Below are 23,179 nucleotides of genomic sequence, written 5' to 3' on the forward strand. Positions count from 1 at the left end.
AAGGAGCTGCAGATGAGCCATCACCCGAAAGATAAACGTGACGTGAATGACGAAAAACATCCCGCTAAGGACAATCCCAGTGAACACGGTGAGATCCCGAGAACGCGAGATGACAGTGAAGATGACAAAAAAGATCCGTTTAACGACGAATAACCAACATCATCAGCAAGGGTAGCGCGGCAAACAGCATTAATGCGGTCGACGCGCTAGCCTGCGCATAGAGTTGTCCGAACAGCAGCGATCCAATGACCTGGCCCGTAGCCAACATGAAGAACAGAATGCCTACGCCGATGGCGGGGGCATTTTCCGTTGCTGCTGCTCCCCACACCAGCAACACGCCCGAGAGCGTAACGTATGCAGCGCCACCCAGTGCCACGGCGGGAAATAGCCAGATTGAATAGTGATGGCTGATCGCCAGAAGCAGTAAGGGAACGGCGAGGCAGCACTGCGACAGCCAATAAACCCACTTCATCCCTATCCATTTCGCCATCGGGCCTGTGAAGGCACCGATGATGCCTGCTGCGCCACCCATGAGCCACAGCAGGCTCACTATGCGATCGCTGACGTCAATGTGATGCAGCAAATCCGGACCGAAGCTCCACCAGGCTGCACTGGCGATGCCGCTGATCAACGCAATGATAATGAGTTTCTGCAGAGAACGCTGTCGCAGATGGCTTAACCAGGATTCATGCCCGCTGTTTTCACTTTGATGGGGCAGCTGGCGCCAAATCGGCATCAGGCAGATCAACGCCAGCATGGCGAAAACGCCACAGGCGACGCGCCAGCCGCCGGGCAGCCAGTACAAAATTGGCACAGACAGCATAATCCCCATGCTGGTCCCGGCATTAATCACGGTATTCATCTGCGGCTGCTGTTCAGCCTCAATGCGCTGGCTGACGGCGCTCGCTAACGCAGGCGAGGCGAGACCGGCGCTCATGCCGGCGATAAACAATCCCACGCCCAGCATCCACGCTGAAACCGCGATCGAGATAATCAGCAAACCCAATGCGGCACACAGCGCGGCAACGGCAGCAGGAAAACGCGGTCCCGCGCGGGCGGTCATCATCGGCGCGATCAGCACCGCCACGCAGTAAGCGGCAAAGCTGCAGGCTGACAGCACGCCGGAAACGCGCGGCGTGAACGGGATGTCGTGCATCACGTCCGGCATCATCAGGCCCCAGGCGAAACGCGCCATGCCGTAAGTGACGGCGATAAGAGAGAATCCGGTGATGCCGAGCGTCGTGCCCTTCATGACTTTTCACTGAGAGCGATAAGCTGCATAGCTGCATTTTTACCGATTTCGCACGCCTGCGACGCACCAATTATCAGCGCTGAAGTGAGAACACCTTCAAACAGCAGCCACACCGCATCCGCTAACGCCAGATGCTGCTTGCCGATCGCCTGCTTAATGGCGCGCGCAATGTAATCCCGCATCTTGTGACGGTAAGCCAGCGCCTGTTCGGCTAAAGCGGCATCTTCTCCGGCATATTCGCCCCACGCTTTAAGAAATAAGCATCCGTTATTGCCGTATTGCTGCATCCAGTCGGCCATCGCATCAAACATCTGGCTGACCGCTTGCGCATGTTCCGGCGGCGGTAATGCGGCAAAGAAACGATCCTGACGCGTCTCCAGCACCGCAGCCGTTAGCGCTTCACGTGAGGGAAAATAGCGGTACAGCGTGCGCGTCGAGACGTTCGCCTCGCTGCAAATGCGATCGGTGCTGATGGCATGAAAGCCGTTGAGATAGAACAGCCGCTCAGCGGCATTAATGATATCCAGTTTCTTTTTCATACTTAAAAAGTAAACCGATCGTTTTACTTTTGCAAATTTGAGGATGTTATAGATTTAATTAAGGAGTAGTTAATGCTGACTCCAACCGATCCAGCGCAAACAAAATGCCATAACGCCGTGCGTTTTTTGCATCCGGCAGCGGCAGCCAGATATCGGCCTGATTCGCCATGTCTGAGGTCTGCGCACAGAGCGCGATCACCGGCGTTTTTTGAATATGGGCATGATGTACCGCGCTGAGCACGTGGCTGTTGACCGCGTCCGGCGCGAGAATCAGCAACAGATCATCCGGCTGTAAACGACTCAGCGTCATGCTCAGCAGGTTGTCATCCTGAATCCATGCGATGGGCAATCCAGCGCTTTGCAGACGCTGATGGACTTCCGCGACCAGCGGAGTTTGCAGCCCCGACGCGCCAATCAGCAGCACGCTTCTGGCATTGCGCAACATCTCTGCGGCACGTTGCCAGGTTGCGGTTTCCGCTTGCGCGTATTGCTGACTTAATGCCTGAGTAATCGTCTCAATGGGTGCAATCGAGTTGGCTGTTCGCACCTGTGGCGCACGCGCCAGCCGCATGCGCAAATCGCGGATATCTTCGCAACCCAGCGAACGGGCAAAGCGGGTGATGGTGGCGGCGCTGACTTCGGCACGTCCGGCAAGTTGTTCGATGGTGGCGGAGGCGGCAAAAGCGGTGTCGCTGAGAATCGCCTCGGCAACGCGTTTCTCCTGCTGGCTTAGTGAAGATTGCCGCTGGCGAATGACATCAATAAATTCTACGTCCCGCTGTTGACCGGCTTTACGCACCTGATGCAGAAAATCATCGAGATCCTGACAGCCAGCCGACGTGGCAAAGCGTCGCAGCACATCCGGACTCACGCCCGCCTGCGTGGCGAGACTTTCCATGGTGGCCTGCTCAGTCGCACCCAATTTAGCCAGAAAAAACCGCGCCAGCCTCGATTCCTGCGCATCCGCGCGCTCCGATTGCTGCCGTAATTGCCAGACAATATCCATCAGCTCATCACATCCTCAGTAGCGAGTGTCCATCATGCATGAAATTATTTTTCATGTTGAGCTTTTTTTCATCTGATTATCGGGTTTTATCGGCTTTTGTTGGGATTGTGACTGTTAAATTACGGTTAAGATCACACTCGTGAAAAATATTTTCATGATGTTTTTTGTTATATCTCGATGATTTATATTGGTAAATTATCAAACCATCAGAAAATCCTCTGCCCGCAGCCACTTTACAGCTTCTCTGAGACAGGTCTTAAATGGCCGGGACAAATCACAGGAGAAGAAAATATGCGCATCGTACTTTGCTGTGCTGCGGGCATGTCAACCAGCATGCTGGTGAGCAAAATGCAGCACGCCGCTTTAGGTCGCGGTCTGGAAATCGACATCAAAGCCGTGCCGGTGGCGGAATTCGAACGTATTCTGCCGGATGCCGATGTCGTTCTGCTCGGCCCGCAGGTGCAATTTGAAGCCGCCCGTCTTACCGCGATTGCCGCGCCACAGGGCAAATCTGTCGCCGTCATCGATATGATGGATTACGGCATGATGCGTGGCGAACAGGTGCTCGATAAAGCGCTGGCGTTACACACCTCCTAACCGTCCGTTTTAACCCATCCGTCTGACATTACACGGCTTTGTGCTGTGGGGGATTTTGCATGTCTGAAATCGTGGCTATCGAGTTTGAAGAGGAAATTATGCTGCTGCTGGTGCAAGCCGGCGCAGCCCGCAGCGCGGCAATCAGCGCGCTGCGGCTGGCACGAGAAGGGCGCTTCAGCGAGGCGCAGCAGCAGTTAGCGGCGGCGAGCGAAAGCATTAGCGCGGCGCACCAGCAGCAAACCGCGCTGATTGGTCTGGACGAAGGCAGCGGCAAGTTGCCGGTCACGCTGATTTTGGTCCATGCACAGGACCATCTGATGAACGCCATGCTGATTCAGGATTTGGCAGGCGAAATCATTGAACTTTACCGCCGCACTGCGGCAGGAGGCACGAATGCTTAAGATGGCGATTATTGGTGGTGGCAGCAGCTACTCACCGGAGCTGGTAGAAGGCATTATCAATCGCTATGCACAGTTGCCGGTAACGGAACTGGCGCTGGTGGATGTCGAGCAGGGACGTGAAAAGGTGCATGTCATCGCCGATCTCACTCGCCGCATGCTGCAACAAAACGGGCTGGAGCAGGTGAAAGTCAGCGTGCATTTTGAACTCGATGAAGCGATTCGCGGCGCCCGATTTGTTCTGACGCAGCTGCGTGTGGGTCAGCTCGCCGCGCGTGCCGCAGATGAGCGCCTCGGACTGAAATATGGACGGCTCGGCCAGGAAACCACCGGCGTGGGCGGTTTTGCCAAAGCGCTGCGCACCATTCCTGTGATGCTTAACGTGGCGCGCAAAGTGGAAGTGTTGGCGCCAGATGCCTTTATCATCAACTTTACCAATCCGGCGGGCATTGTGACGGAAGCGGTGTCGCGCTACAGCAAGGCGAAAATCATTGGGCTGTGTAATGTGCCAGTGAATATGCACCACATGATTGCCGGTATGCTCGACGCGCCCTGGGATGAGGTGCAACTGCGCTTCGCCGGGCTCAATCATCTGGTGTGGGTGCATCAGGTGACCTGTCGCGGCGAGGATGTCACTTCGCAGGTGATTGAACAACTGTGCGATGGCCAATCGCTCACCATGAATAACATCAAAGATATGCCGTGGTCGCCGCAGTTCCTGCGCGCGCTCAAGGCGATTCCTTGCCCGTATCATCGCTATTACTGGCAAACGCCGCAGATGCTGGCTGAAGAGCAGGAGAAAGCGCAAAACGGTAACGAAGGCACGCGCGCGGAGCAGGTAATGAAAGTGGAAGCCGAGCTGTTCGAACTGTATGCCGATCCGCATCTGGCACATAAACCAGAGCAGCTGAGTTTCCGTGGCGGCGCATATTACTCCGAAGTGGCGGTTGAACTGATCAGCGCGATTCACAATAACAGTGGCAAAAATCTGGTGGTGAACTGTCGCAACAACGGCGCGATTCATGGCCTGCCAGATGATGCGGTGGTGGAAGTGAACTGCCTGGTTGATGCGCAAGGCGCGCATCCACTGGTGTTTGGCGAGTTGCCGCCGCTGATGAATGGCCTGACGCAGCAGATCAAAGCGTTTGAACGCCTGACCATCGAAGCCGCCGTGCACGGCGATCGTCAGCAAGCGCTGCTGGCGCTGCTCGGCAATCCGCTAGTCGGTGATGTCGCAACCGCCGAAGCGTTGCTGGAAGAAGTGCTGACCCTTAATAAGCCGTGGCTGCCGCAGTTCGCCACGCCATAATCCGTTGCGCCACCGAGCCAGAGGAACACTTATGTCTAATCGTACTTTTATAGACCGTTATGTCTTGCCCGTCGCACTGAAAATCGCCGGTCAGAAGCATGTGCTCTCCGTGCGTGACGGCATCATTCTCAACATGCCGTTTATGCTGATTGGCAGCTTCTTCCTGATCTTTGCCTATCTGCCGATTCCGGCGTGGGGCCATTTGATGGCGGATCTGTTTGGCGACACGTGGCGCAACAAACTGCTTTATCCGGTGCGCGCCACCTACGACATCATGGCGCTGATCTCCAGCTTCGGTATTGCCTACCGTTTGGCGGAGAAGTATCGCACTCTCGATCCGCTCACCAGCGGCGCGATGGCGTTAGTGGCATTTGTGATGACCATTCCACAGCAGACGCTGTTTGCCCCGGTGGAAGGCGCGCCGACGCAGTTGGTCACCGGCGTGTTGCCGATTTCGCTGATTGGCAGCCAGGGCTTGTTCGTGGCTATCGTCATTGCGCTGCTTTCCACTGAGATTTATCGCTTTGTGCACAACCGTAATCTGGTGATCAAGATGCCAGAAGGCGTGCCGCCAGCGGTAGCGAAATCCTTCCTCGCACTGGTGCCTGGTTTTTGCGTGCTGGCGGTGGTGTTGATGCTTCGTCTGGCAGTAGAAGCCTCACCGTTCGGCGATATCAATAACCTGATTGCGACTGTGATTGGATTGCCAATGCATCACGTCGGCGGCACGCTGCCCGGCATGATTTTCTCGGTGCTGTTGATTGGCATTCTCTGGACACTTGGGCTGCACGGCGATGCGATTGTGCTGGTGTTTATTCAGCCGGTTTGGCTGTCGAACATGAGTGAAAACCTCGAGGCGTTCCAGCACAACCAACCGATCCCGCACATCTTTACTCAGCAGTTTTACGATTTGTGGATTGCGCCGGGCGGCACCGGCGCGCTGCTGGGATTGGTGATCTTTATGCTGATCCGCTCACGCAGTCGTCAGATGAAGCAGCTCGGTAAAATTGCCGCTCCAGCGGCGCTGTTTAACATCAGCGAGCCATTGGTGTTCGGCATTCCACTGGTGATGAATCCGTATCTGTTCCTGCCTTTCATCCTGACGCCGGTGGTGTTGGTGATTGTGTCATGGGCGGCGATGAGTACCGGATTAGTGGCGCCTCCGGCAGGGATTGCGCTGCCATTTACCACACCGATTTTCGTGAGCGGTTATCTGGCAACCGGCGGGCATATTTCCGGCACCGTATTGCAGGTGGTTAATTTGACGATTTCCCTGGTGATTTACTATCCGTTCTTCCGTGTCTGGGATCGACTAAAGTTCCGAGAGGAAGAGGCGAGCCTGCAGCAAGCAAAAGTGGTTAGCGAAGCGGTAACGCCTTGAATAAATAGGCAGAAGCGCATGAATGTGCGCTTCTGCATCTCAGAAAGCGGTTGCGCAAAATGCAAATTAATCACGGGAAAGGACTAATTTACAATTCTCTTTGAGTTCTAACTATCACCCAACTGACTGTTATCACTGATTTTATTTTAACTGCTTAAAATAACAGCGCTTTTAGCAAAAGAAAATTCTGTACACGGATTACAGCTTTGTATACTTTTGTCGCCAAGCGGAGATGAGATAACTGTCCCCACTTAAACCCGCGCTTTCAAACATTAATCTCAGCAGGCTCTCTTGATAGATATATTCTCAAAAATTAACACTATTCCCCGTTCATCAATTTTAATCAATTTAGTTAGATCTTTAGTGGTCTCTCTTTTTAGACCATTCCATTAAAACATTTATCACTAAATAAAATATTGGCACTACCGTTGCCAGGGGAAATGCATGCAAAAAATCAATATTAGCACCAACTTTATAGCCTATTTCAATTGTGGTTCTGTGCAGCAAAAATCTGAGGCCGAAATACTGGGCTCAATCATCACCGCAATCATTGCGGACAAAAAAACCGTTACTAATAAAAGCATTATCGCCTATCTTCTGGCTGAGCTTGAGACTACCAATGATGCTGCATTCCAGGATTGCCTGCGAAACACGCTGCAAATCGTGCTGGGAAAGACGCCGGATGATGACGGGTTTTTAGGTTAAGAAAAGCCCCCATATATAGGATTATCGGTTTTAAAATGGTTTTCAATTTCAAAAGTTCAGGATTTATCTGACAGTCTACTGCCATGCCAAATGCGTTATAATGACTGGACCGACCAGAATAATCTGGCACACAGATAAATCCATTAATAAGTGATATTTTATGAATTACAGCAATTTTTCAGCAAAAGTGAGTTTCTGGCCAAATATGCATTTCACCGCGATTGAAATTCAACAGTGCGGCGATCTCTATGAGTTATATGCTACGGATATTTCCCGTCTCGCTAAAAGTAAGCTTTTCGTGGGGCGCACCCATGATCAACATTTGGCGGATTCCTACGCTAAACAGTTCGAAGAGTGGCTGCCAAAAGTAAACCGTGAAATGAAGCTGCGGGAAATCGCGCCTTTAGCCAGAAACACAGCTTCTTCGCGGATAAATCACCAAACAGAACTTGAAATTCTGCCGGGCTATTTGCACAACCAACGTGGGATGTAAAAATCTGCGAGCCATTACAGGCTGATTATTGGTCTCCTGCCATGAATGGCTTTTGGTTGTCAGAATGACACAGGTTTCCCAACGATAAATTCGCACAATGGAAAGCTTCTTTTTCCAGTGCGAGAAATGGTTGTGGACAACATTAAAGTCGGACTTTTTGGTATCGGGCTAGAAACCTACTGGCCACAGTTTGCCGGACTTAAGGAGCAACTTGAGCGCTATCTTGCTGTGGTATCCGGGCGGCTGCAACGTTACAACGCTGAGGTCGTGGATGCCGGCCTGATTGATAACAGTGAGAAAACCGAGCAGGCGACGCAATTGTTCTCTAAGGAGAATGTTGACGTTGTAGTTTTATACATCACCACCTATGCGCTCAGTTCTACCGTGCTTCCGCTGGTGCAAAGCCTGAACAAGCCAGTTCTGATATTGGCTTTGCAGCCGGAAATGTCTGTACCTTGTCAGCAAATTAATCTACTTACCAAGCGTGAAGACCGCACCGGCCAATGGCTGGCACACTGTCAGGCTTGTACGGCGCCAGAATTAGTTAATGTATTCCAGCGAACCGGCATTCAGCATCAGCTGGTTGTGGGTTATCTGGATGACGATGTGGCATGGCAACAGATCGCAAACTGGCTCAGCGCTGCGTACGTGGTGCGTTCACTTAAGCGCACGCAAATTGGTATCGCCGGTCACTATTACAACGGCATGTACGATGTCTATTCAGATATCACCAATCTCTCCGGACGCTTTGGCGTGCGTTTCAAAATCGTTGAGTTCTGTGAGTTAGTCACGCTTGCCAGCCAGTTGGAAGAGAGCGAAGCCAGCGCTAAAAGGGATGAGCTTTTCAGCGTGTTGGATGTTGATCCAGCCTGCGAAGAGACTGAAATCCAACGCGCATTAAGTACAGCGGTGGCGCTCGATAAGTTGGTCGATCAACATCAGCTTGGCGCGCTGGCTTATTACTATGAAGGCGCTCCCGGTTCAGCGCATGAAAATATCGTCACGTCGGTGATTGCCGGTAACACCTTGCTGACCAACCAAGGCGTTCCTGTTGCCGGTGAGTGTGAAGTCAAAAACGTGATTGCGATGAAGATCCTTAGCCTTCTCAAGGCTGGCGGATCTTTTTCCGAGCTTTATGGCATCAACTTCCGCGACGACAGCGTGCAGTGGGGCCATGATGGGCCTGCGCATCCAGCCATGTCGTCGGCGAAAGTCCGGCTGGTCCCTTTGCCGGTCTATCACGGCAAGCCCGGGAAGGGGGTTTCGATTCAGATGAACGTGGCCCACGGGCCGGTAACCTTTTTATCGGTGGTGGAGCACCGCGATGGCAACGTCACGCTGCAATACGCGGAAGGCGAAGCTGTGGCAGGTGAAACGCTCGATATCGGCAACACCAACAGTAATTACCGCTTTGCGCTCAGTGCGCGGGATTTAACCCGATTATGGTGTGAAGGCGGAGCCGCACATCACTGCGCAATTGGCCGCGGACATCTCGGCGAGGTGCTTGAAAATATCGCGACGCTATTAAATATTCAGTCAGCCCGAATCACGTAGGGTCGCCATTAATGGCGACCTGACAATTCCCAGGGTGCGCATTTATGCGCACCTGGTCACCATAAATGGCGACCCAACGGGATATTCAGCAACGCCGCCATCTGAAATAAAATCTTACTCACTCAACGATTAAATCGTATACGTTCAACCTGACCATCGCTTTCGCATTCTACAAAACTGAACCAGGCTAAAAAATCCATCGTTATCGATGGGCCGGTTTATTAGATATAAGCGAGGAAGGAATGGATTTTGTACAACGCACTATCGATTTAGCCATGAAGAATGTTGAAGAGGGCGGTCGCCCGTTTGCGACGGTCATTGTCCGAGATGGCAAGGTGATCGCTGAAAGCGCAAACCGCGTGGCTCAGACCAATGACCCGACCGCTCATGCTGAAATTCTGGCCATTCGCGAAGCTTGCCGCGAAACAGGCAGCGAAAACCTCACCGACTGCGACATTTATATTCTCGCCAGCCCTTGTCCAATGTGCCTGGGCGCGCTCTATTATTGCAGTCCAAAACAAGTGATATACATCACCAAGCGCGAAGAGTATTCGACATATTACCGTGACGACCGTAAATATTTTGAACTGGACACCTTTTACGACGAATACAGCAAACCGATTGAACAACGTCGCTTGCCGATGAAATATCAGCCTCGACCGCAGGCGCTTGATGTCTATAAACGCTGGCAGGTTTTAAATAAATAAAAACGCTTTCCACGTACTCTACTGGTGCAAATCCCCCCAGTTTGCACCAGCAAAACTCATAACACCCACTTATTACCCCGCACAAAATTCATGCAATTCAGCATATTAATAATCTGGCACGCACGTTGCTTTTCGATTGGTAGAGATGTTGGACCAATTAAGGCAGTGCCATGCAAATACCGGTTGAGCTCCATCCTATTTCCACGCCGCGTAGCGATACGCTGATTCTCGATGCGCTAACGCGTTATATGGCGCAGTCGGGCGCGCGGCCCGGCAGTCGCTTGCCGCCGGAACGGGTGCTGGCAGAGAAACTTGGCGTAAGCCGTAATACGGTGCGCGAAGCGCTCAAACGCTGGGAAGCGTTAGGCATTATTTTGCGTAAAAAGGGCAGCGGCACTTTTTTACAGGCGGAAGTGGGCGTCAACGACAGCTTCTTATCGCTGCGCTTTAAAAACGATTCGGCCAACATGCTGCATGCGCTGGAAGTGCGCCGCATTATCGAATCGGAATCCTGCGTGTTGGCGGCTCAGCGCGCCACGGCTGACGATCTGATCGAAATCGAGCAACGTCTCGATGAGATGGAGAAAGTGCATCTGGCGATCGGTTCTGCCGGTGCGGAAGACTGGGCATTTCACGCCAGCATCTATCGCGCTGCGGGTAATCCTTTGCTGCTGCAAATGCTCAACGGCATCTACGACTCATTTCATGCCTTTTTCGAATCACCGCCGGAACAGGCGCTGTTTTCGGACTCGTTCCCGCTGCACCGTGAACTCTTCAACGCTATCCGCCAGCGCGATTGCACGGCGGCGCGCGCCATCTGCCATCAAATTCTCGATATCACCGAACGCGACATGAAGGATGTAATCAATGCCAAACGCTAAGCCGATTTCGCAACAAACGCTGCTCACCCACGATCAACGCCATGAAATGGGCGCGGTCACCACGCCGATTTACCAGTCTTCGCTGTTTACCTTCAGCGATTACGACAGCATGATCGCGCGCTTTCGCGGCGAGAGCGATCAGCCGCTCTATTCGCGCGTTGATAACCCCACGGTAAAAGCGCTGCAGGACAAAATGGCGGCGCTGGAAGGCGGCGAAGCTTGTCTGGCCTTCGGCAGCGGCATGGCGGCGATCAGCAACGCGATTCTCAGCGTGGTGGCGCCGGGCAAAAAAGTGGTGTGCGTTAATCACGTATATCCTGATACCTACCGTTTCCTGCGTGGCTTTTGCCAGCGCTTTGGCATCGTTACCGAGTTCGTCGATGGTGATGACGAAGCCGCGATCCGTGCAGCGTTAACTGATGCCAGCCTGCTCTATCTGGAAAGTCCCTCAAGTTGGGTGATGAGCGAACAAAATCTGAATAAGCTCGGCGCGATGGCGCGCGAAGCAGGCGTTGTCAGCATTATTGACAACAGCTGGGCATCCCCGATTTTCCAGCAGCCGCTATTGTGCGGCATCGATATCGTGGTGCACTCGGCGTCGAAATATATCAGCGGTCACAGCGATGTGGTGGCCGGTTTGGTGATTTCCAGCCAGCAGCACATCAACAACATCTCCCGTCATATCAGCCCTTATCTCGGCGGCAAGCTCTCGGCGCATGAAGCGTCACTGCTGATGCGCGGCCTGCGCACGCTGCCGCTGCGCATGAAGCAGCATCACCAAAGTGCGCTGACTGTCGCGGAGAAACTGGCGGCGCATCCGCTGGTGACGGACGTCTGCCATCCGGGGCTGAAACCACAATCGTGGTCCACCTTGCGTGGCTACAGCGGTCTGTTTGCCTTCGAGGTGGCAGAGCAGGTGGATATTCCGCAGTTGTGTAACGCGCTGGAGCTGTTCCACATGGGCGTGAGTTGGGGCGGATTTGAGAGCCTGGTGATGCCAGCAATTTCCGTGATCAACCAGGCCAGTGAATTTAACTCGGCGGTGGACTTCGACGTCTCACCGCGTCTGATCCGCATCTCGGTCGGCCTTGAAGAGACCAACGATTTGTGGGCCGATTTGCAGCAAGCCCTTGCCAGCGCTAATCGCGCGTAATCACTCACCGGAGAAAAGTCATGACGCAACGTTTTGCCGTGAAAGCATTAGTGTTAGCCGTGGGTTTGAGTGCTGCCATGAGCAGCTTCGCCGCCAAACTTACCGTAGTGGAAGTGATTACCAGCCCGCCGCGCACCGCGCTGCTGCAAAAAATGCTCGATGAATATAAAACCCAGCATCCCGGCACGGAGATTGAACTGATCTCTCTGCCGTGGGGCCAGGCATTTGAAAAGCTCGGCACCATGCTGCAAAGCGGTCAGGTACCGGATGTGGTGGAGATGCCTGATACCTGGCAAGGTCTGTATGCCAGCAACAACATGCTGGAAGATCTCGAACCGCGCCTGAAAAGCTGGGATGCCACGCCACAGCTCACCGATAAAACGCTGGCCATGGCGCGCGCCGCTAATGGCAAAGCCACCATGGTGCCGTACGGTTTTTATCTGCGCGCGCTGTTCTGGAATAAAAAGTTGTTCCAGCAGGCCGGTTTAAGCGAACCGCCGAAAACCATGGAGGAGTTCGCCAGCGATGCCCAGCGCATCAGCAAGCTCGGCAACGGCATCAGCGGCTACTGCATGCGCGGTGGCGTGGGTGGCACCAACGCCTGGATGATGTTTATGGCGGCGATGAACGGTTCACCGGAGTTCTTCGACAAACAAGGTAACAGCACACTGACCGAGCCAGGCGCCATGAAAGGTGCGCAGCTGTTGGTGGATATGTACCAAAAGGGCGGCGCCTCAAAAGACAGCGTCAACTGGGGCTTTAATGAGATCGTCTCAGGCTTCTATTCCGGTAAATGTGCGATGCTCGATCAGGATCCTGACGCGCTGATCGCCATTAAAAACAGCATGGCGGCCGATGATTTCGCCGTGGCACCGATGCCGGTTGGTCCTTCTGGCAAAGCCTTCCCAACCATTGGTTATACCGGCTGGTCGATGTTCAAGCAGGGCAAACAGAAGGATCTCGCCTGGCCGCTAATTACCTTCCTCAGTGACAAAACCAACAACCTCGCCTGGTCGAAATTCGTCGGCACGCTGCCGATTTATAAAGGTGCCGAGCAGGATCCGTTCTATCAAACGCCGCAGTTCGCCGGCTGGTTTAAAGAGCTGAACGATCCCAACTATGTGCCGCTCACCATGCCAACCCATCTGAAAGGCTGGGGCTACTTCAACTCGGTGATTGTGAAAGAGAGCAGCCAGGAAACCTTGCTGGGTGAGAACGATACCGCCAGCATGGTGAAGGATTGGGCGAACTATCTCAGTAAAGAGCAGAAAGCCTGGCTTGCCACGCAGTAACCTCTAACCACGCGGAGTTTGATTATGATGCTTGATGCTTCTCTGCCTAACAGTCCCGCGCGCAGCCGCCGCCTTCGCTGGAGTAGGCTGGCTGAGCCGTGGTGGTATTTGTCGCCCGGCCTGTTGCTGATCGCCTTGTTCATTTTTGTGCCGATGGCGATCGGCATCTCCTATGCGTTTCAGAGCATCAACCTGCTTAATCCAATGGAAACCGGTTGGGTGGGCTGGGATAACTTCACCGAGATGTTTGATGACCGGCGCTTTTTCAAAGCGTTGGGACACACGCTGAACTGGACGCTCAGCTCGCTGCTGCTGCAATTCTTCTTTGGCCTGGCGCTGGCGCTGCTACTTAATCGCGAATTCCGCTTTCGCCGTTGGGTGCAGGCGCTGGTGTTCTTGCCGTGGGCGGTTCCGGCGTTTCTCTCTGGCTTGACCTGGTCATGGTTGCTTAATCCGGTAGTCGGGCCGCTGCCGCAGTGGCTGAGCGATTTGGGCGTGCTGAGTGAGCCGTACAACATCTTGTCCGATCCGCAGCTGGCAATGTGGGGACCGGTGATCGCCAACGTCTGGTTTGGTATTCCGTTCTTTGCCATCACGCTGCTGGCGGCGCTGCAGTCGATTCCCAAAGACCTGTACGAAGCGGCCTCAATTGACGGTGCCAGCGGCTGGCAGCAGTTTCGTCGCGTGACGCTGCCGTTTCTGGCGCCGATGATCGCTATCACCGTGATGCTGCGTACCATTTGGATCGCTAACTTTGCCGATTTGATTGTGGTGATGACCGATGGCGGACCGGCGGGATCGACCTCGATTCTTTCCAGCTACATCTTCACCACCGCCTATCGCAAGCTCGACTTCGGCTATGCCTCGGCGATGGCGGTGTTTCTGTTACTGCTGATGACCTGCTATGCGCTGGTGTTGCTGCGCATTCGTCATCAGCTGCTGAAATAGGAAGCGACTATGCGACTCTTACCGCTGATTGGCCATCGCCTGAGTATTGCGGCGTATTTGCTGTTCGCGCTGTTTCCGCTGTATTGGATCATCAAAATCTCGCTGACGCCGGACCAACTGCTGTTCAGTCAGGGCGTTACGCTGCTGCCGAGCGGTGTGACCCTCGGTCATTTCAAAAAAGTGCTGACCGACAGTGATTTCCCGACCTTTTTTACCAACAGCCTGATTGTCTCGTTTAGTACCGCGTTTCTTACCACACTGATTGCCGCTGCGGCCGGATATGCTTTTTCCCGCTTCCAGTTTCGCGGCAAAGTGCTAATTGCCGGGCTGCTGCTGTTCACGCAAATGTTCCCGCTGGTGATGATCATCGCACCGATTTACAAGGTGATGGCGCCGCTGGGCCTGACCAACAGTTTGCTCGGGCTGATTCTGATCTACACCGCCTTCAACGTGCCGTTTGCCACCTTTCTGATGCAATCCTTCTTCGATGCAATTCCAAAAGATCTGGAGGAGTCGGCGATGCTGGAAGGCTGTACGCGCTTTCAGGCGCTGTATCGCGTGCTGATGCCGCTGACCTTGCCGGGCATGGCGGCCACATTGGGCTTTGTGTTTACTGCGGCGTGGAGCGAGCTGCTGTTCTCGCTGATGCTGATCAACAAAAACGAAGTGATGACTTTCCCGGTTGGGCTGCTCAGCTTCGTATCGAAGTTTGCCGTTTCCTGGGGCGAGATGATGGCGGCGGTGGTGCTGGCGCTGATTCCGGCCTGTCTGTTCTTCGCCTTTATTCAACGCTATCTGGTTCAGGGACTCACCGCCGGTGCGGTTAAGGGGTAATCATGGCTGAAATCACGCTTAAACAGATCGACAAGCGCTATGGCAACGTTGAGGTGCTGCGCGATATTAATCTCACCATTAAAGACGGTGAATTCGTGGTGCTGGTTGGGCCATCGGGTTGCGGCAAATCGACGCTGCTGCGCACCATCGCCGGGCTGGAGCTGGCAACCGGCGGCGATATTCGTATTGGTAGCCAGCTAATGAACGATGTGGCACCGAAAGATCGCGATATCTCAATGGTGTTTCAAAGCTATGCGCTTTATCCGCATCTGACGGTGGCGCGCAACATGGGCTTCAGCCTGGAAATTCAGAAGCGTCCACGCGCGGAGATAGAAGAGAAGGTGAGGCGCGCGGCGGAGATTCTCAGCCTGACACATCTGCTCGATCGTCGACCCAAAGAGTTATCCGGCGGGCAACGCCAGCGCGTGGCGATGGGGCGCGCCATCGTGCGGCAGCCGCAGGTGTTTCTGTTTGATGAACCGCTATCCAACCTTGATGCGCAGCTGCGCGGTCAGATGCGCGTCGAAATCAAGAAGCTGCACCAGCAGATGAACAACACCATTGTTTACGTGACGCACGACCAGGTTGAAGCCATGACACTCGCCGATCGCATTGTGGTTTTGAACAATGGCGTGATTCAGCAGGTCGGTACGCCGCTAGAGTTGTATGACACACCGGCTAACAAGTTTGTCGCCAGTTTTATTGGCTCGCCCTCAATGAACTTCATTAATGGCGTGATGACAGCAAATGGCGTGCGTATTGGCGACAGCACGCAGCTGCCGCTGAACGCGAATTGGGCGCAGCATCAGGTTGGCCGAGCTGTGATTTACGGTATTCGTCCCGAGAACGTGGCGATTGCCGAGGCGGGGACGACCAATGCGCTGCCGCTGGAAGTGTCGCTGGTGGAGCCGACCGGATTATCCGAGTTGATTCATGGTTCGCTGTTGGGACATGACATTATGCTGTTCACCACGCAACGATCCGGTGCGCAGGCGGGAGATATTCTGCCGGTGACGATAGATGCGGATCGCGCGATGTTGTTCGATGCCGATTCGCAAAAGCGGTTGTAATTCGTGAGTTGAGCTGCCTGCTAGCGCAGGCAGCTCAGGTTATTACTTAGATTGCTGCTGTTTACTGTCTTCTTCTTTCTGCTTTTTATTCGCCATATGATGACCAACCGCGCAGCCTGCGGCCGCGCCAGCCACGCCGTGATGCGCCATGTGGCCCGCAACGCCGCCGACTACCGCACCTTTAATACAGCCCTTGGCTTCAACCTGAGAAGTGACCGACAGCAGCATGCCCGCAGTTAACACAATCAGAGAAAATTTACGCACTGGAGTTTTTCCTTTTAAAGTTAATAAAGTGCAACTAACACGTTTCCAGTGTAGTGAGCTGAATAAAATTAGCCGTTATAAACTGTAAAGAAAGATGTCTTATGCGAATGAAATAAAAGGATTTTTTAGGTGGATTCCTAAAGCATCAATTATCTAAGAGGATTTTTCAAGCGACAAGGCGTGATGACTTTGAGATGGATTCAGTTTTACAAAACTACCGTTTTCTCTTAACCTGACCAACGCTTTTTATTTCGCGCTACACCATTTTTAAGCGCTTTTATGCCCAGGTAACAATCATCACACAGAGAGTTAGATGAATAGCAGTCACGACGAACAAATGAAGGACAGAATGATAGGTGAGGCGCTGCTTGCTCTTTTAGAGGATCAAGTTGCGGTATCCGCTGCGGCGCTGATTGCCAGGCTCGAAGAGATGGCGGAAACAGAAGAAGAAACTTACAGAAAAATAGCCTGCCAACGCGCGCTGGCGGATGTCAAGAGCCATAGCATCCGGACAAACAGTTCTGCGAATTACAAACAACCGCGTTTAGTCCCGGATGAACAAAAGCACTGATTCACGTTGTGGCTAAGAAGCTAAACACTTCTCCTCAATTTTGCTAAGAGCGTCGACATAATCCTTCTTTATCTCTGGCGGCGCGATTTCTTTATGCTGTTTCAGTAGCGCGGTAATCAGATCCAGTTGCAAAGGTTGATCGGATTTAAGCAGGCATGACACGGCATGGCCGATCACTGCATGAATGTCATCCATATTTTCCGCTTTATCAACTGACATGACCCTTTCCTTAATTCCGTTGCTAATCAACATTTTTCCAGTAGGTTCCTAAACATCCCCGCATGCTTTCAGGGCAGGGCCTTGATCAGTTTCTGGCGCAGCGTGGCAACGCGTGCAGTGAGATCAGCCAATTCTTCATAAGGCGTATCCATCACTGAAACCATGTCAGCGGGAACGCCGGCAGCCGCTATCTTTAATGTTTGTCCCTGCTCAGTGACGGAGATCAGCACTCTGCGCTCATCGCCACCGACATCTCGTTTTCGACTGATAATGCCAGCCTGCTCCAGTCGCTTTAAAAGTTGGCTCAGCGTGCCTGAATCCAGCTGCACGCGCGCGCCCAATTCTGAAACAGTGACATTGTCTTTTTCCCACAGCGCCAGCAGCACCAGATACTGCGGATAGGTCAAACCCAGTGGTTTCAATCGTGACTGATAAAGTTTGGTCATCGCAAGGGACGCCGAATAGAGCGCAAAGCAGAGAAACTGATCAACAGTCACCGGCGCTTCACTCTCTGGACCTAAACAGCAAACTTCATCGTCTAACTCTTTCATATCACCACTATTTTTAAGACAGAGTTGCAGTCGTTAAGACTGAAAAACGCGAGTATATTGACATAAATTAGATTGAAGTCAATTTAATTAAGATGGGCTGTTTTGACACAATATTCATTGTAAATCATAGGATTAACTATAATTTCATTAACAATTGATGGTAACGCAAGGTTTAAAACATCTATGGATTCAGCAACGCCCGGCATTCTCATCCTCGCGGCAGGTAAAGGTTCGCGCTATATCGCCAGCGGCGGCAGCGGTAATAAATTGCTTGCCAGCATAGGCGATGAGGCGAAGTCGGTGATTGAAACCGTCATCGAACAGGCGAAGCTGAGCGAGTTGCCGGTGGCGCTGGTGACGCGTCCAGAGTATCTGGCGGTACGCGAGCATGCTGAACGCGCGGGCGTGCAACTGGTGCTGTGTGAAAGCGGCGGCAGCGGTGAATCCATTGCGGCGGGCGTGGCGATGACCGATCGCTGGAATGGATGGATCATTACGCTGGGAGATATGCCGTGGCTAACGGCGGCGCATTATCGGCGAGTCAATGAGGCGCTGGAGCAGGGTGCGGCGCAGGCACGTCTTACTCATCAAGGAAAACCCGGCCATCCGGTCGGGTTTGAACGGCGCTACGCTGAGGCGTTACGTAATTTGCACGGCGACGAAGGCGCCAGAGCGCTGCTGGATACGCGCTTACTGATCACCCTTGAAGCGGATGCCAATGTGCATCGTGATATTGATGTGGTGGCTAAACCACGTTGAGCCGGGCCGCAGCGACATCGGCAACAATTGATAATGCCAGCGTACGAGCATCGCGCGCCTGCGCAAAGATGCCAATCGGCGCTTTGATGCGCGCAATCTCACCTTCACTAAATCCTAGCGACAGCAGTTTCTCAACGCGCGTTGCATGCGTGCGTTGGCTGCCTAATGCACCGATATAGAAGGGCGCAGAACGCAGCGCTGCCAGCAGCACCGGCAGTTCACGATCCAGATCGTGATACAGCAGGATCACCGCCGTGAAGGGATCGATAGTCTGCGCCTGCACATCCTCACCGGATAGCACCTCGTAACCGGCGGCCTGCGCAATTGATGCGGTCGCCAGCGCTTCGACCGAACGTCCATATACCGCGACACGCGTTTTTGGCAGATAGCCGATGATAAAGGCATCATCCTGCCAGCCGATTATCTCAGCGCAAGCGGTGCTAGCCAGCCGCTGAAACTTCGGCAAATAGCGCAACGCAGCGGGTTGTCGCTTTGCCAGCAGATCCAGCACGTTTTTCAACGGCTGTGCATCACGTAACCGATGGAAAGCCAGCGCAATCCCGCCGCCACAGGGCAGTACGATGTCCAGATAAGGCGATCCTTCTCCATAGCGCACAACGCGATCTTTTCCGCTGGCGATAACCTGCAACGCTTCGTAAGCCGCCGCCGCTTCCACACAGCCGCCGGAGACATAGCCGCAATAGCGGCCATCTTCCCGCACCACCATTTGCGCACCTAATGCGCGCGCCGCGCCACCGCGGATTTCTACCAGCGTGATCAACACGGCAGCGAAATCCGCCTTCATTGCTTCTAATGCGAAGCGCAAAATAGTTTCGCTGTCATCGGTCTGCAAAGCCTGCTGCGGCTTGATCTGCGGTTGCAGATCTTCATCAATCAGTAGCTGCTGCACTGCTCTTCTCCTCAGCGTTAGACAAGGGCGGGCAAGCCTTTGAGTAACTTATCCAGTGTGACCGGATAGTCACGCACGCGCACGCCGGTAGCGTTATAAATGGCATTGACGATTGCCGCACTGACGCCGCACAAGCCCAGTTCACCGACGCCTTTTGCTTTCATCGGTGAAGAGATGGGATCGGTGTCATCGAGGAAAATCACTTCCTGCTGCGGGATATCAGCGTGAACCGGCACTTCGTAGCCCGCCATATCGTGATTGACGAAATACCCGAGACGCTCATCGACGAACAGTTCCTCCATCAACGCGCCACCAAGGCCCATCGTCATGGCGCCAATCACCTGACTGCGCGCAGTTTTGGGATTGAGAATGCGTCCTGCGGCACAAACCGCCAGCATGCGACGCACGCGCACTTCGCCGGTGGCGACATCCACGCCGACTTCGATGAAGTGTCCGGCGAAGGTGGATTGCTGATATTGCTCATCAAGGTCGCCAAACTCGATGGTGTCTTCCACGGTGAGGGTGGCTTCGGCTGCGGCCTGGGCGAGCGGTGCGCTCTGGCTTCCGTCATGCACCTGACCCTCGCTGAAGGTTGCGCGTTGCGCCTCAAAGCCCAGTTTGCTGGCTACCGCTTCACGTAGTTTGACGCAGGCGGCGTAAACGCCGGAGGTTGAAGTGTTCGCGCCCCATTGGCCGCCGGAACCGGCAGAAACGGGGAAGTCTGAATCGCCTAAGCGAACCACCACACGCTCAATCGGCACGCCCATCATCTCTGCAGCGGTTTGCGCGAGGATGGTGTAGCTGCCGGTGCCGATGTCGGTCATATCGGTTTCAACGGTGATGATGCCTTTGCTGTCCAGATGCACGCGTGCGCCGGAGGGCGTCACCATGTTGTTACGAAATCCCGCCGCAACGCCCATACCGACCAACCAGCGTCCATCCTTAACCATCGCCGGTTTGGCGTTGCGGCGTGACCAGCCAAAACGTTCGGCACCGGTATTCAGACACTCAACCAGCTGACGACGGGAGAAAGGGCGCTCGGGTTTGGCCGGATCGACCTGCGTATCATTGAGGATGCGAAAGGCGATGGGATCAATACCCACTTTTTCTGCGATTTCATCGATGGCAATCTCCAGCGCCATCAATCCCGGCGCTTCGCCCGGTGCGCGCATGGCATTACCTTCAGGCAGATCCAGCGTGGCCAGTCGTAATCCGGTAAAACGGTTGGCACCGGCGTAAAGCAGTTCCGTCTGCTGCACGGCAGTTTCCGGTGTGCCATCCGGCAAATTACCGGACCAGCTTTCATGCGCGATAGCCTGAATCTTGCCGGCTTTATCTGTGCCGATGCGGATGTGCTGAATGGTGGCCGGTCGATGCGTGGTGTTATTGGCGATAAGTGGTCGAGGCAGCATCACTTTGACAGGACGCTGAACGGCGCGCGCGCCCAACGCGGCTAACACCGCATCGCTGCGCAGGAACAACTTGCCGCCAAATCCGCCGCCGATATAGGGCGACACGATGCGGATCTTTTCCATCGGCATGTTGAGGGTGGCGGCCAGATCGGTGCGGCACCAGTCAATCATCTGATTCGAGGTCCAGACGGTAAGTTTGTCACCTTGCCATGTAGCCATCGAGGCGTGCGGTTCCATCGCGGTATGACTTTGGTCCGGCGTGGTGTAGTGCGCATCCAGCTTGACCTCAGACGCAGCAAACGCACCGGCGAAATCACCTACGGCTTTATCGGGCGTGTCTTCGGGTGCGGAAGTGACGCCCGGCTTTTGCTGCGCGAGATCATAAGCACCGCGCTCGCGCTGATAATCGACTTTCACTAAACTCGCCGCTGCACGCGCCTGCTCAAACGTATCGGCTACGACCAATGCGACGGCCTGGTGATAGTGTTCGATGGTGTCGCCAGCCAACAGATTGGCAGTATTTTTATCGCCTTTGCCCAGTGCTCCTGCGTTTTTAGCCGTGACCACCGCTAACACGCCCGGCGCATTTTGCGCGGCCTGCACATCAATGGCGGTGATTTTCCCTTTGGCGATCGGCGCGCCGACCACATAGCCGTATGCCGCATCGGGCGCTTCGCCATGCCATTCGTAGGCGTAAGGCGCCAGGCCGGAGGTTTTCAGCGGTCCGTCGATACGATTAAGTGGCTGACCGACCACTTTGAGCTGATCAATCGGGTTATTGCCTGCAGGTTTTTCGAATTTCATCTGTTATCCCCTCGCTTCTGCCAATACGGAAGCGAGCGTTCGCTGCGCCAGAATGATCTTGAACTCGTTTTCAGCGGTGGGTTGCGCCGTGGCAAACAAACGATCGCTCACCGCCTTAGCGCCCTGAATCACCGCGTTATCCGCTTCTTCCAGCCGCCACGGCTGATGCGCCACGCCACCGAGCGCCACGCGACCGGAGTTATCCGGCTGAATGATGGCAGCGACCGAGACCAGCGCAAAGGCATAGGACGCGCGATCGCGCACCTTGCGGTAAATGTGCGTGCCGCCCAGCGGGGCCGGCAGTGAAACCGCAACAATCAACTCGCCGGGATCGAGCACGGTTTCCAGATGTGGCGTGTTGCCGGGCGCGCGATAGAATTCAGCAATCGGGATGTTGCGCTGACTGCCATCCGGGCTAACTGTTTCTACCACCGCATCCAGCAAACGCATTGCTACTGCCATATCGCTCGGATGGGTGGCGATACAGTCTTGACTAGTGCCGACCACCGCATGCTGACGACTAAAGCCATCCAGCGCCGCGCAGCCGCTGCCGGGTAGACGTTTGTTGCACGGTTGGTTGGTGTCGTAGAAGTAGGGACAACGCGTACGCTGCAGCAAATTTCCTGCGGTGGTCGCCTGATTACGCAGCTGGCCGGAAGCGCCAGCCACTAACGCGCGCGACAGCACGCCATAATCACGGCGAACGCGCGCATCGGCCGCCAGGTCGGTGTTACGCACCAACGCTCCGATGCGTAATCCGCCATCCGCCATGGCTTCGATTTTGTCCAGCTCAAGGCCATTCACATCAATAAGATGCGCGGGCGTTTCAATCTCCAGCTTCATCAGGTCGAGCAAATTGGTGCCGCCAGCGATGAATTTGGCATTGGTATGTTGCAGGGCGCTGGCAGCCGCTTCAGCCGGAGTTTTTACCCGCTGGTATGTGAAGGCTTTCATGATTCCAGGCCCTCCGCGTACTCTTCAATCGCCGCAAGAATGTTGGAATAGGCACCGCAACGACAGATATTGCCGCTCATGCGCTCGCGGATTTCATCCGCAGTGAGTTGCGGTGCGGAGACCAAGTCGTGCGTAACGTGGCTGGGAATGCCCGCTTTGATCTCTTCCAGCACCGCCATCGAGGAACAGATTTGCCCTGGCGTGCAGTAGCCGCACTGATAGCCATCATGTTTGATGAACGCCGCCTGCAAGGGATGCAGTTGGTCAGGATTTCCTAAGCCTTCAATGGTGGTGATTTCCGCATCCTGCTGCATCACGGCGAGCGTCAGGCACGAATTAATACGACGTCCGTTGACCATTACCGTACAGGCGCCGCATTGGCCGTGATCGCAGCCTTTTTTGGTGCCGTTCAGATGCAGATGCTCACGCAATGCATCCAGCAGCGTGGTGCGGGTATCAACCTCTAATTGCTGCTGTATGCCGTTGACTTTGAAGCTGATTGGCATCATTGCAGGCGCGGGTGTTGTTAAGTGTTGGCTGCTCATGCCAAACCTCCAGTAAAAGGGTGAAATGTTGAGGTACAACTTATTTTTGTATGGTTTTAGAAGGGTAAGCA

General features: G+C 54.2%; 27 protein-coding genes. 17 read left to right on the top strand and 10 right to left on the bottom strand.

Annotation, left to right across the window (positions count from 1 at the left end):
- Window positions 1-12: 12 nt before the first annotated feature.
- Window positions 13-153: a hypothetical protein gene (locus ACXIZX_RS21730; RefSeq protein ID WP_008106109.1), complete on the top strand. Its 141-nt coding sequence runs from the start codon at window positions 13-15 to the stop codon at window positions 151-153.
- Here ACXIZX_RS21730 and ACXIZX_RS21735 read toward each other — a convergent pair.
- Genes ACXIZX_RS21735 through ACXIZX_RS21745 form a run of 3 tightly spaced genes read right to left on the bottom strand, consistent with a single transcriptional unit; the run spans window position 140 to window position 2,797 of the window.
- Entirely contained in the window at window positions 140-1,252 is a 1,113-nt protein-coding gene (locus tag ACXIZX_RS21735) for an MFS transporter (protein ID WP_479404994.1), read from the bottom strand. The genes ACXIZX_RS21730 and ACXIZX_RS21735 overlap by 14 nt on opposite strands.
- Window positions 1,249-1,791, bottom strand: a complete 543-nt coding sequence (locus ACXIZX_RS21740) for a TetR/AcrR family transcriptional regulator (protein ID WP_479404995.1) — start codon at window positions 1,789-1,791, stop codon at window positions 1,249-1,251. Before ACXIZX_RS21740 ends, ACXIZX_RS21735 begins: the two co-directional genes overlap by 4 nt.
- A gap of 58 nt (window positions 1,792-1,849) precedes the next feature.
- On the bottom strand, window positions 1,850-2,797 hold the full coding sequence (locus ACXIZX_RS21745) for a MurR/RpiR family transcriptional regulator (protein ID WP_479404996.1): 948 nt from the start codon (window positions 2,795-2,797) through the stop codon (window positions 1,850-1,852).
- A 291-nt stretch (window positions 2,798-3,088) separates the two neighbouring features.
- Here ACXIZX_RS21745 and ACXIZX_RS21750 point away from each other — a divergent pair, with 291 nt between their 5' ends.
- From ACXIZX_RS21750 to ACXIZX_RS21815, 14 genes are all read left to right on the top strand, one after another.
- Window positions 3,089-3,394 carry a PTS sugar transporter subunit IIB gene (locus tag ACXIZX_RS21750; protein WP_008106139.1) on the top strand — a complete coding sequence of 102 codons (306 nt, stop codon included), beginning with the start codon at window positions 3,089-3,091 and terminating at the stop codon, window positions 3,392-3,394.
- A gap of 59 nt (window positions 3,395-3,453) precedes the next feature.
- Window positions 3,454-3,795 carry a PTS lactose/cellobiose transporter subunit IIA gene (locus tag ACXIZX_RS21755; RefSeq protein ID WP_008106141.1) on the top strand — a complete coding sequence of 114 codons (342 nt, stop codon included), beginning with the start codon at window positions 3,454-3,456 and terminating at the stop codon, window positions 3,793-3,795.
- Window positions 3,788-5,101 carry a 6-phospho-beta-glucosidase gene (locus ACXIZX_RS21760; RefSeq protein ID WP_479404997.1) on the top strand — a complete coding sequence of 438 codons (1,314 nt, stop codon included), beginning with the start codon at window positions 3,788-3,790 and terminating at the stop codon, window positions 5,099-5,101. The genes ACXIZX_RS21755 and ACXIZX_RS21760 overlap by 8 nt, the downstream gene beginning before the upstream one ends.
- A 31-nt stretch (window positions 5,102-5,132) precedes the next feature.
- A complete protein-coding gene (gene celB / locus ACXIZX_RS21765) occupies window positions 5,133-6,482 on the top strand; it encodes a PTS cellobiose transporter subunit IIC (protein ID WP_179453037.1) in 1,350 nt (449 codons plus the stop codon).
- A gap of 444 nt (window positions 6,483-6,926) precedes the next feature.
- Entirely contained in the window at window positions 6,927-7,187 is a 261-nt protein-coding gene (locus ACXIZX_RS21770) for a biofilm/acid-resistance regulator YmgB/AriR (RefSeq protein ID WP_061719268.1), read from the top strand.
- A gap of 160 nt (window positions 7,188-7,347) precedes the next feature.
- Entirely contained in the window at window positions 7,348-7,680 is a 333-nt protein-coding gene (locus tag ACXIZX_RS21775) for a hypothetical protein (RefSeq protein WP_179453039.1), read from the top strand.
- Between the two features lie 126 nt (window positions 7,681-7,806).
- Window positions 7,807-9,234 (top strand): arabinose isomerase, encoded by a 1,428-nt coding sequence (locus tag ACXIZX_RS21780; RefSeq protein WP_479404998.1) that lies wholly within the window; start codon window positions 7,807-7,809, stop codon window positions 9,232-9,234.
- Window positions 9,235-9,476: 242 nt separating this feature from the next.
- Window positions 9,477-9,941 (top strand): nucleoside deaminase, encoded by a 465-nt coding sequence (locus ACXIZX_RS21785; RefSeq protein WP_176972458.1) that lies wholly within the window; start codon window positions 9,477-9,479, stop codon window positions 9,939-9,941.
- 170 nt (window positions 9,942-10,111) lie between these two features.
- A complete protein-coding gene (locus tag ACXIZX_RS21790) occupies window positions 10,112-10,822 on the top strand; it encodes a FadR/GntR family transcriptional regulator (protein WP_479404999.1) in 711 nt (236 codons plus the stop codon).
- Window positions 10,809-11,975: a PLP-dependent transferase gene (locus ACXIZX_RS21795; protein WP_479405000.1), complete on the top strand. Its 1,167-nt coding sequence runs from the start codon at window positions 10,809-10,811 to the stop codon at window positions 11,973-11,975. Before ACXIZX_RS21790 ends, ACXIZX_RS21795 begins: the two co-directional genes overlap by 14 nt.
- Window positions 11,976-11,995: 20 nt before the next feature.
- Window positions 11,996-13,267, top strand: a complete 1,272-nt coding sequence (locus ACXIZX_RS21800; protein ID WP_479405001.1) for an ABC transporter substrate-binding protein — start codon at window positions 11,996-11,998, stop codon at window positions 13,265-13,267.
- A 24-nt stretch (window positions 13,268-13,291) separates the two neighbouring features.
- Entirely contained in the window at window positions 13,292-14,215 is a 924-nt protein-coding gene (locus tag ACXIZX_RS21805; RefSeq protein WP_179453044.1) for a carbohydrate ABC transporter permease, read from the top strand.
- 9 nt (window positions 14,216-14,224) lie between these two features.
- Window positions 14,225-15,049, top strand: a complete 825-nt coding sequence (locus ACXIZX_RS21810) for a carbohydrate ABC transporter permease (protein ID WP_154191289.1) — start codon at window positions 14,225-14,227, stop codon at window positions 15,047-15,049.
- Window positions 15,050-15,051: 2 nt separating this feature from the next.
- Window positions 15,052-16,119 (top strand): ABC transporter ATP-binding protein, encoded by a 1,068-nt coding sequence (locus ACXIZX_RS21815; RefSeq protein ID WP_179453045.1) that lies wholly within the window; start codon window positions 15,052-15,054, stop codon window positions 16,117-16,119.
- A gap of 42 nt (window positions 16,120-16,161) precedes the next feature.
- On the opposite strand, the gene ACXIZX_RS21820 is transcribed toward ACXIZX_RS21815, so the two are convergent.
- Window positions 16,162-16,383: a hypothetical protein gene (locus tag ACXIZX_RS21820; RefSeq protein ID WP_179453046.1), complete on the bottom strand. Its 222-nt coding sequence runs from the start codon at window positions 16,381-16,383 to the stop codon at window positions 16,162-16,164.
- A gap of 313 nt (window positions 16,384-16,696) precedes the next feature.
- On the opposite strand from ACXIZX_RS21820, the gene ACXIZX_RS21825 reads away from it, so the two are divergent.
- Window positions 16,697-16,954, top strand: coding sequence for a hypothetical protein (locus tag ACXIZX_RS21825; protein ID WP_479405002.1), 258 nt, complete (start codon window positions 16,697-16,699; stop codon window positions 16,952-16,954).
- A gap of 12 nt (window positions 16,955-16,966) precedes the next feature.
- Here the strand turns inward: ACXIZX_RS21825 and ACXIZX_RS21830 are convergent, their stop codons facing one another.
- Window positions 16,967-17,173, bottom strand: a complete 207-nt coding sequence (locus tag ACXIZX_RS21830; protein ID WP_061719283.1) for a hypothetical protein — start codon at window positions 17,171-17,173, stop codon at window positions 16,967-16,969.
- 68 nt (window positions 17,174-17,241) lie between these two features.
- Window positions 17,242-17,724: a MarR family winged helix-turn-helix transcriptional regulator gene (locus tag ACXIZX_RS21835; protein ID WP_179453049.1), complete on the bottom strand. Its 483-nt coding sequence runs from the start codon at window positions 17,722-17,724 to the stop codon at window positions 17,242-17,244.
- Window positions 17,725-17,907: 183 nt separating this feature from the next.
- Here ACXIZX_RS21835 and ACXIZX_RS21840 point away from each other — a divergent pair, with 183 nt between their 5' ends.
- Window positions 17,908-18,483 (top strand): nucleotidyltransferase family protein, encoded by a 576-nt coding sequence (locus ACXIZX_RS21840; RefSeq protein WP_479405003.1) that lies wholly within the window; start codon window positions 17,908-17,910, stop codon window positions 18,481-18,483.
- On the opposite strand, the gene ACXIZX_RS21845 is transcribed toward ACXIZX_RS21840, so the two are convergent.
- From ACXIZX_RS21845 to paoA, 4 genes are read right to left on the bottom strand one after another with little or no spacing between them, the layout of a single operon-like run.
- Window positions 18,470-19,393 (bottom strand): XdhC family protein, encoded by a 924-nt coding sequence (locus ACXIZX_RS21845; RefSeq protein WP_479405004.1) that lies wholly within the window; start codon window positions 19,391-19,393, stop codon window positions 18,470-18,472. The genes ACXIZX_RS21840 and ACXIZX_RS21845 overlap by 14 nt on opposite strands.
- Window positions 19,394-19,410: 17 nt before the next feature.
- Window positions 19,411-21,609, bottom strand: coding sequence for an aldehyde oxidoreductase molybdenum-binding subunit PaoC (gene paoC, locus ACXIZX_RS21850; protein ID WP_479405005.1), 2,199 nt, complete (start codon window positions 21,607-21,609; stop codon window positions 19,411-19,413).
- A gap of 3 nt (window positions 21,610-21,612) precedes the next feature.
- Window positions 21,613-22,563 (bottom strand): FAD binding domain-containing protein, encoded by a 951-nt coding sequence (locus ACXIZX_RS21855; RefSeq protein ID WP_479405006.1) that lies wholly within the window; start codon window positions 22,561-22,563, stop codon window positions 21,613-21,615.
- On the bottom strand, window positions 22,560-23,108 hold the full coding sequence (paoA, locus tag ACXIZX_RS21860; RefSeq protein ID WP_479405007.1) for an aldehyde dehydrogenase iron-sulfur subunit PaoA: 549 nt from the start codon (window positions 23,106-23,108) through the stop codon (window positions 22,560-22,562). Before paoA ends, ACXIZX_RS21855 begins: the two co-directional genes overlap by 4 nt.
- Window positions 23,109-23,179 lie beyond the last annotated feature (71 nt).

Source organism: Candidatus Pantoea symbiotica, assembly GCF_056491525.1.

Excerpts from the sequence above, each read along its gene's own strand:
- ACXIZX_RS21830 (WP_061719283.1), bottom strand. The coding sequence starts at position 17,173 with ATGTCAGTTGATAAAGCGGAAAATATGGATGACATTCATGCAGTGATC.
- ACXIZX_RS21835 (WP_179453049.1), bottom strand. The coding sequence starts at position 17,724 with ATGAAAGAGTTAGACGATGAAGTTTGCTGTTTAGGTCCAGAGAGTGAA.
- paoA (WP_479405007.1), bottom strand. The coding sequence starts at position 23,108 with ATGAGCAGCCAACACTTAACAACACCCGCGCCTGCAATGATGCCAATC.
- ACXIZX_RS21840 (WP_479405003.1), top strand. The coding sequence starts at position 17,908 with ATGGATTCAGCAACGCCCGGCATTCTCATCCTCGCGGCAGGTAAAGGT.
- ACXIZX_RS21735 (WP_479404994.1), bottom strand. The coding sequence starts at position 1,252 with ATGAAGGGCACGACGCTCGGCATCACCGGATTCTCTCTTATCGCCGTC.
- ACXIZX_RS21745 (WP_479404996.1), bottom strand. The coding sequence starts at position 2,797 with ATGGATATTGTCTGGCAATTACGGCAGCAATCGGAGCGCGCGGATGCG.
- ACXIZX_RS21855 (WP_479405006.1), bottom strand. The coding sequence starts at position 22,563 with ATGAAAGCCTTCACATACCAGCGGGTAAAAACTCCGGCTGAAGCGGCT.
- ACXIZX_RS21780 (WP_479404998.1), top strand. The coding sequence starts at position 7,807 with ATGGTTGTGGACAACATTAAAGTCGGACTTTTTGGTATCGGGCTAGAA.
- ACXIZX_RS21785 (WP_176972458.1), top strand. The coding sequence starts at position 9,477 with ATGGATTTTGTACAACGCACTATCGATTTAGCCATGAAGAATGTTGAA.
- ACXIZX_RS21730 (WP_008106109.1), top strand. The coding sequence starts at position 13 with ATGAGCCATCACCCGAAAGATAAACGTGACGTGAATGACGAAAAACAT.
- celB (WP_179453037.1), top strand. The coding sequence starts at position 5,133 with ATGTCTAATCGTACTTTTATAGACCGTTATGTCTTGCCCGTCGCACTG.
- ACXIZX_RS21815 (WP_179453045.1), top strand. The coding sequence starts at position 15,052 with ATGGCTGAAATCACGCTTAAACAGATCGACAAGCGCTATGGCAACGTT.
- ACXIZX_RS21825 (WP_479405002.1), top strand. The coding sequence starts at position 16,697 with ATGAATAGCAGTCACGACGAACAAATGAAGGACAGAATGATAGGTGAG.
- ACXIZX_RS21755 (WP_008106141.1), top strand. The coding sequence starts at position 3,454 with ATGTCTGAAATCGTGGCTATCGAGTTTGAAGAGGAAATTATGCTGCTG.
- ACXIZX_RS21810 (WP_154191289.1), top strand. The coding sequence starts at position 14,225 with ATGCGACTCTTACCGCTGATTGGCCATCGCCTGAGTATTGCGGCGTAT.
- ACXIZX_RS21795 (WP_479405000.1), top strand. The coding sequence starts at position 10,809 with ATGCCAAACGCTAAGCCGATTTCGCAACAAACGCTGCTCACCCACGAT.
- ACXIZX_RS21775 (WP_179453039.1), top strand. The coding sequence starts at position 7,348 with ATGAATTACAGCAATTTTTCAGCAAAAGTGAGTTTCTGGCCAAATATG.
- ACXIZX_RS21770 (WP_061719268.1), top strand. The coding sequence starts at position 6,927 with ATGCAAAAAATCAATATTAGCACCAACTTTATAGCCTATTTCAATTGT.
- ACXIZX_RS21740 (WP_479404995.1), bottom strand. The coding sequence starts at position 1,791 with ATGAAAAAGAAACTGGATATCATTAATGCCGCTGAGCGGCTGTTCTAT.
- ACXIZX_RS21750 (WP_008106139.1), top strand. The coding sequence starts at position 3,089 with ATGCGCATCGTACTTTGCTGTGCTGCGGGCATGTCAACCAGCATGCTG.
- paoC (WP_479405005.1), bottom strand. The coding sequence starts at position 21,609 with ATGAAATTCGAAAAACCTGCAGGCAATAACCCGATTGATCAGCTCAAA.
- ACXIZX_RS21760 (WP_479404997.1), top strand. The coding sequence starts at position 3,788 with ATGCTTAAGATGGCGATTATTGGTGGTGGCAGCAGCTACTCACCGGAG.
- ACXIZX_RS21805 (WP_179453044.1), top strand. The coding sequence starts at position 13,292 with ATGATGCTTGATGCTTCTCTGCCTAACAGTCCCGCGCGCAGCCGCCGC.
- ACXIZX_RS21800 (WP_479405001.1), top strand. The coding sequence starts at position 11,996 with ATGACGCAACGTTTTGCCGTGAAAGCATTAGTGTTAGCCGTGGGTTTG.
- ACXIZX_RS21790 (WP_479404999.1), top strand. The coding sequence starts at position 10,112 with ATGCAAATACCGGTTGAGCTCCATCCTATTTCCACGCCGCGTAGCGAT.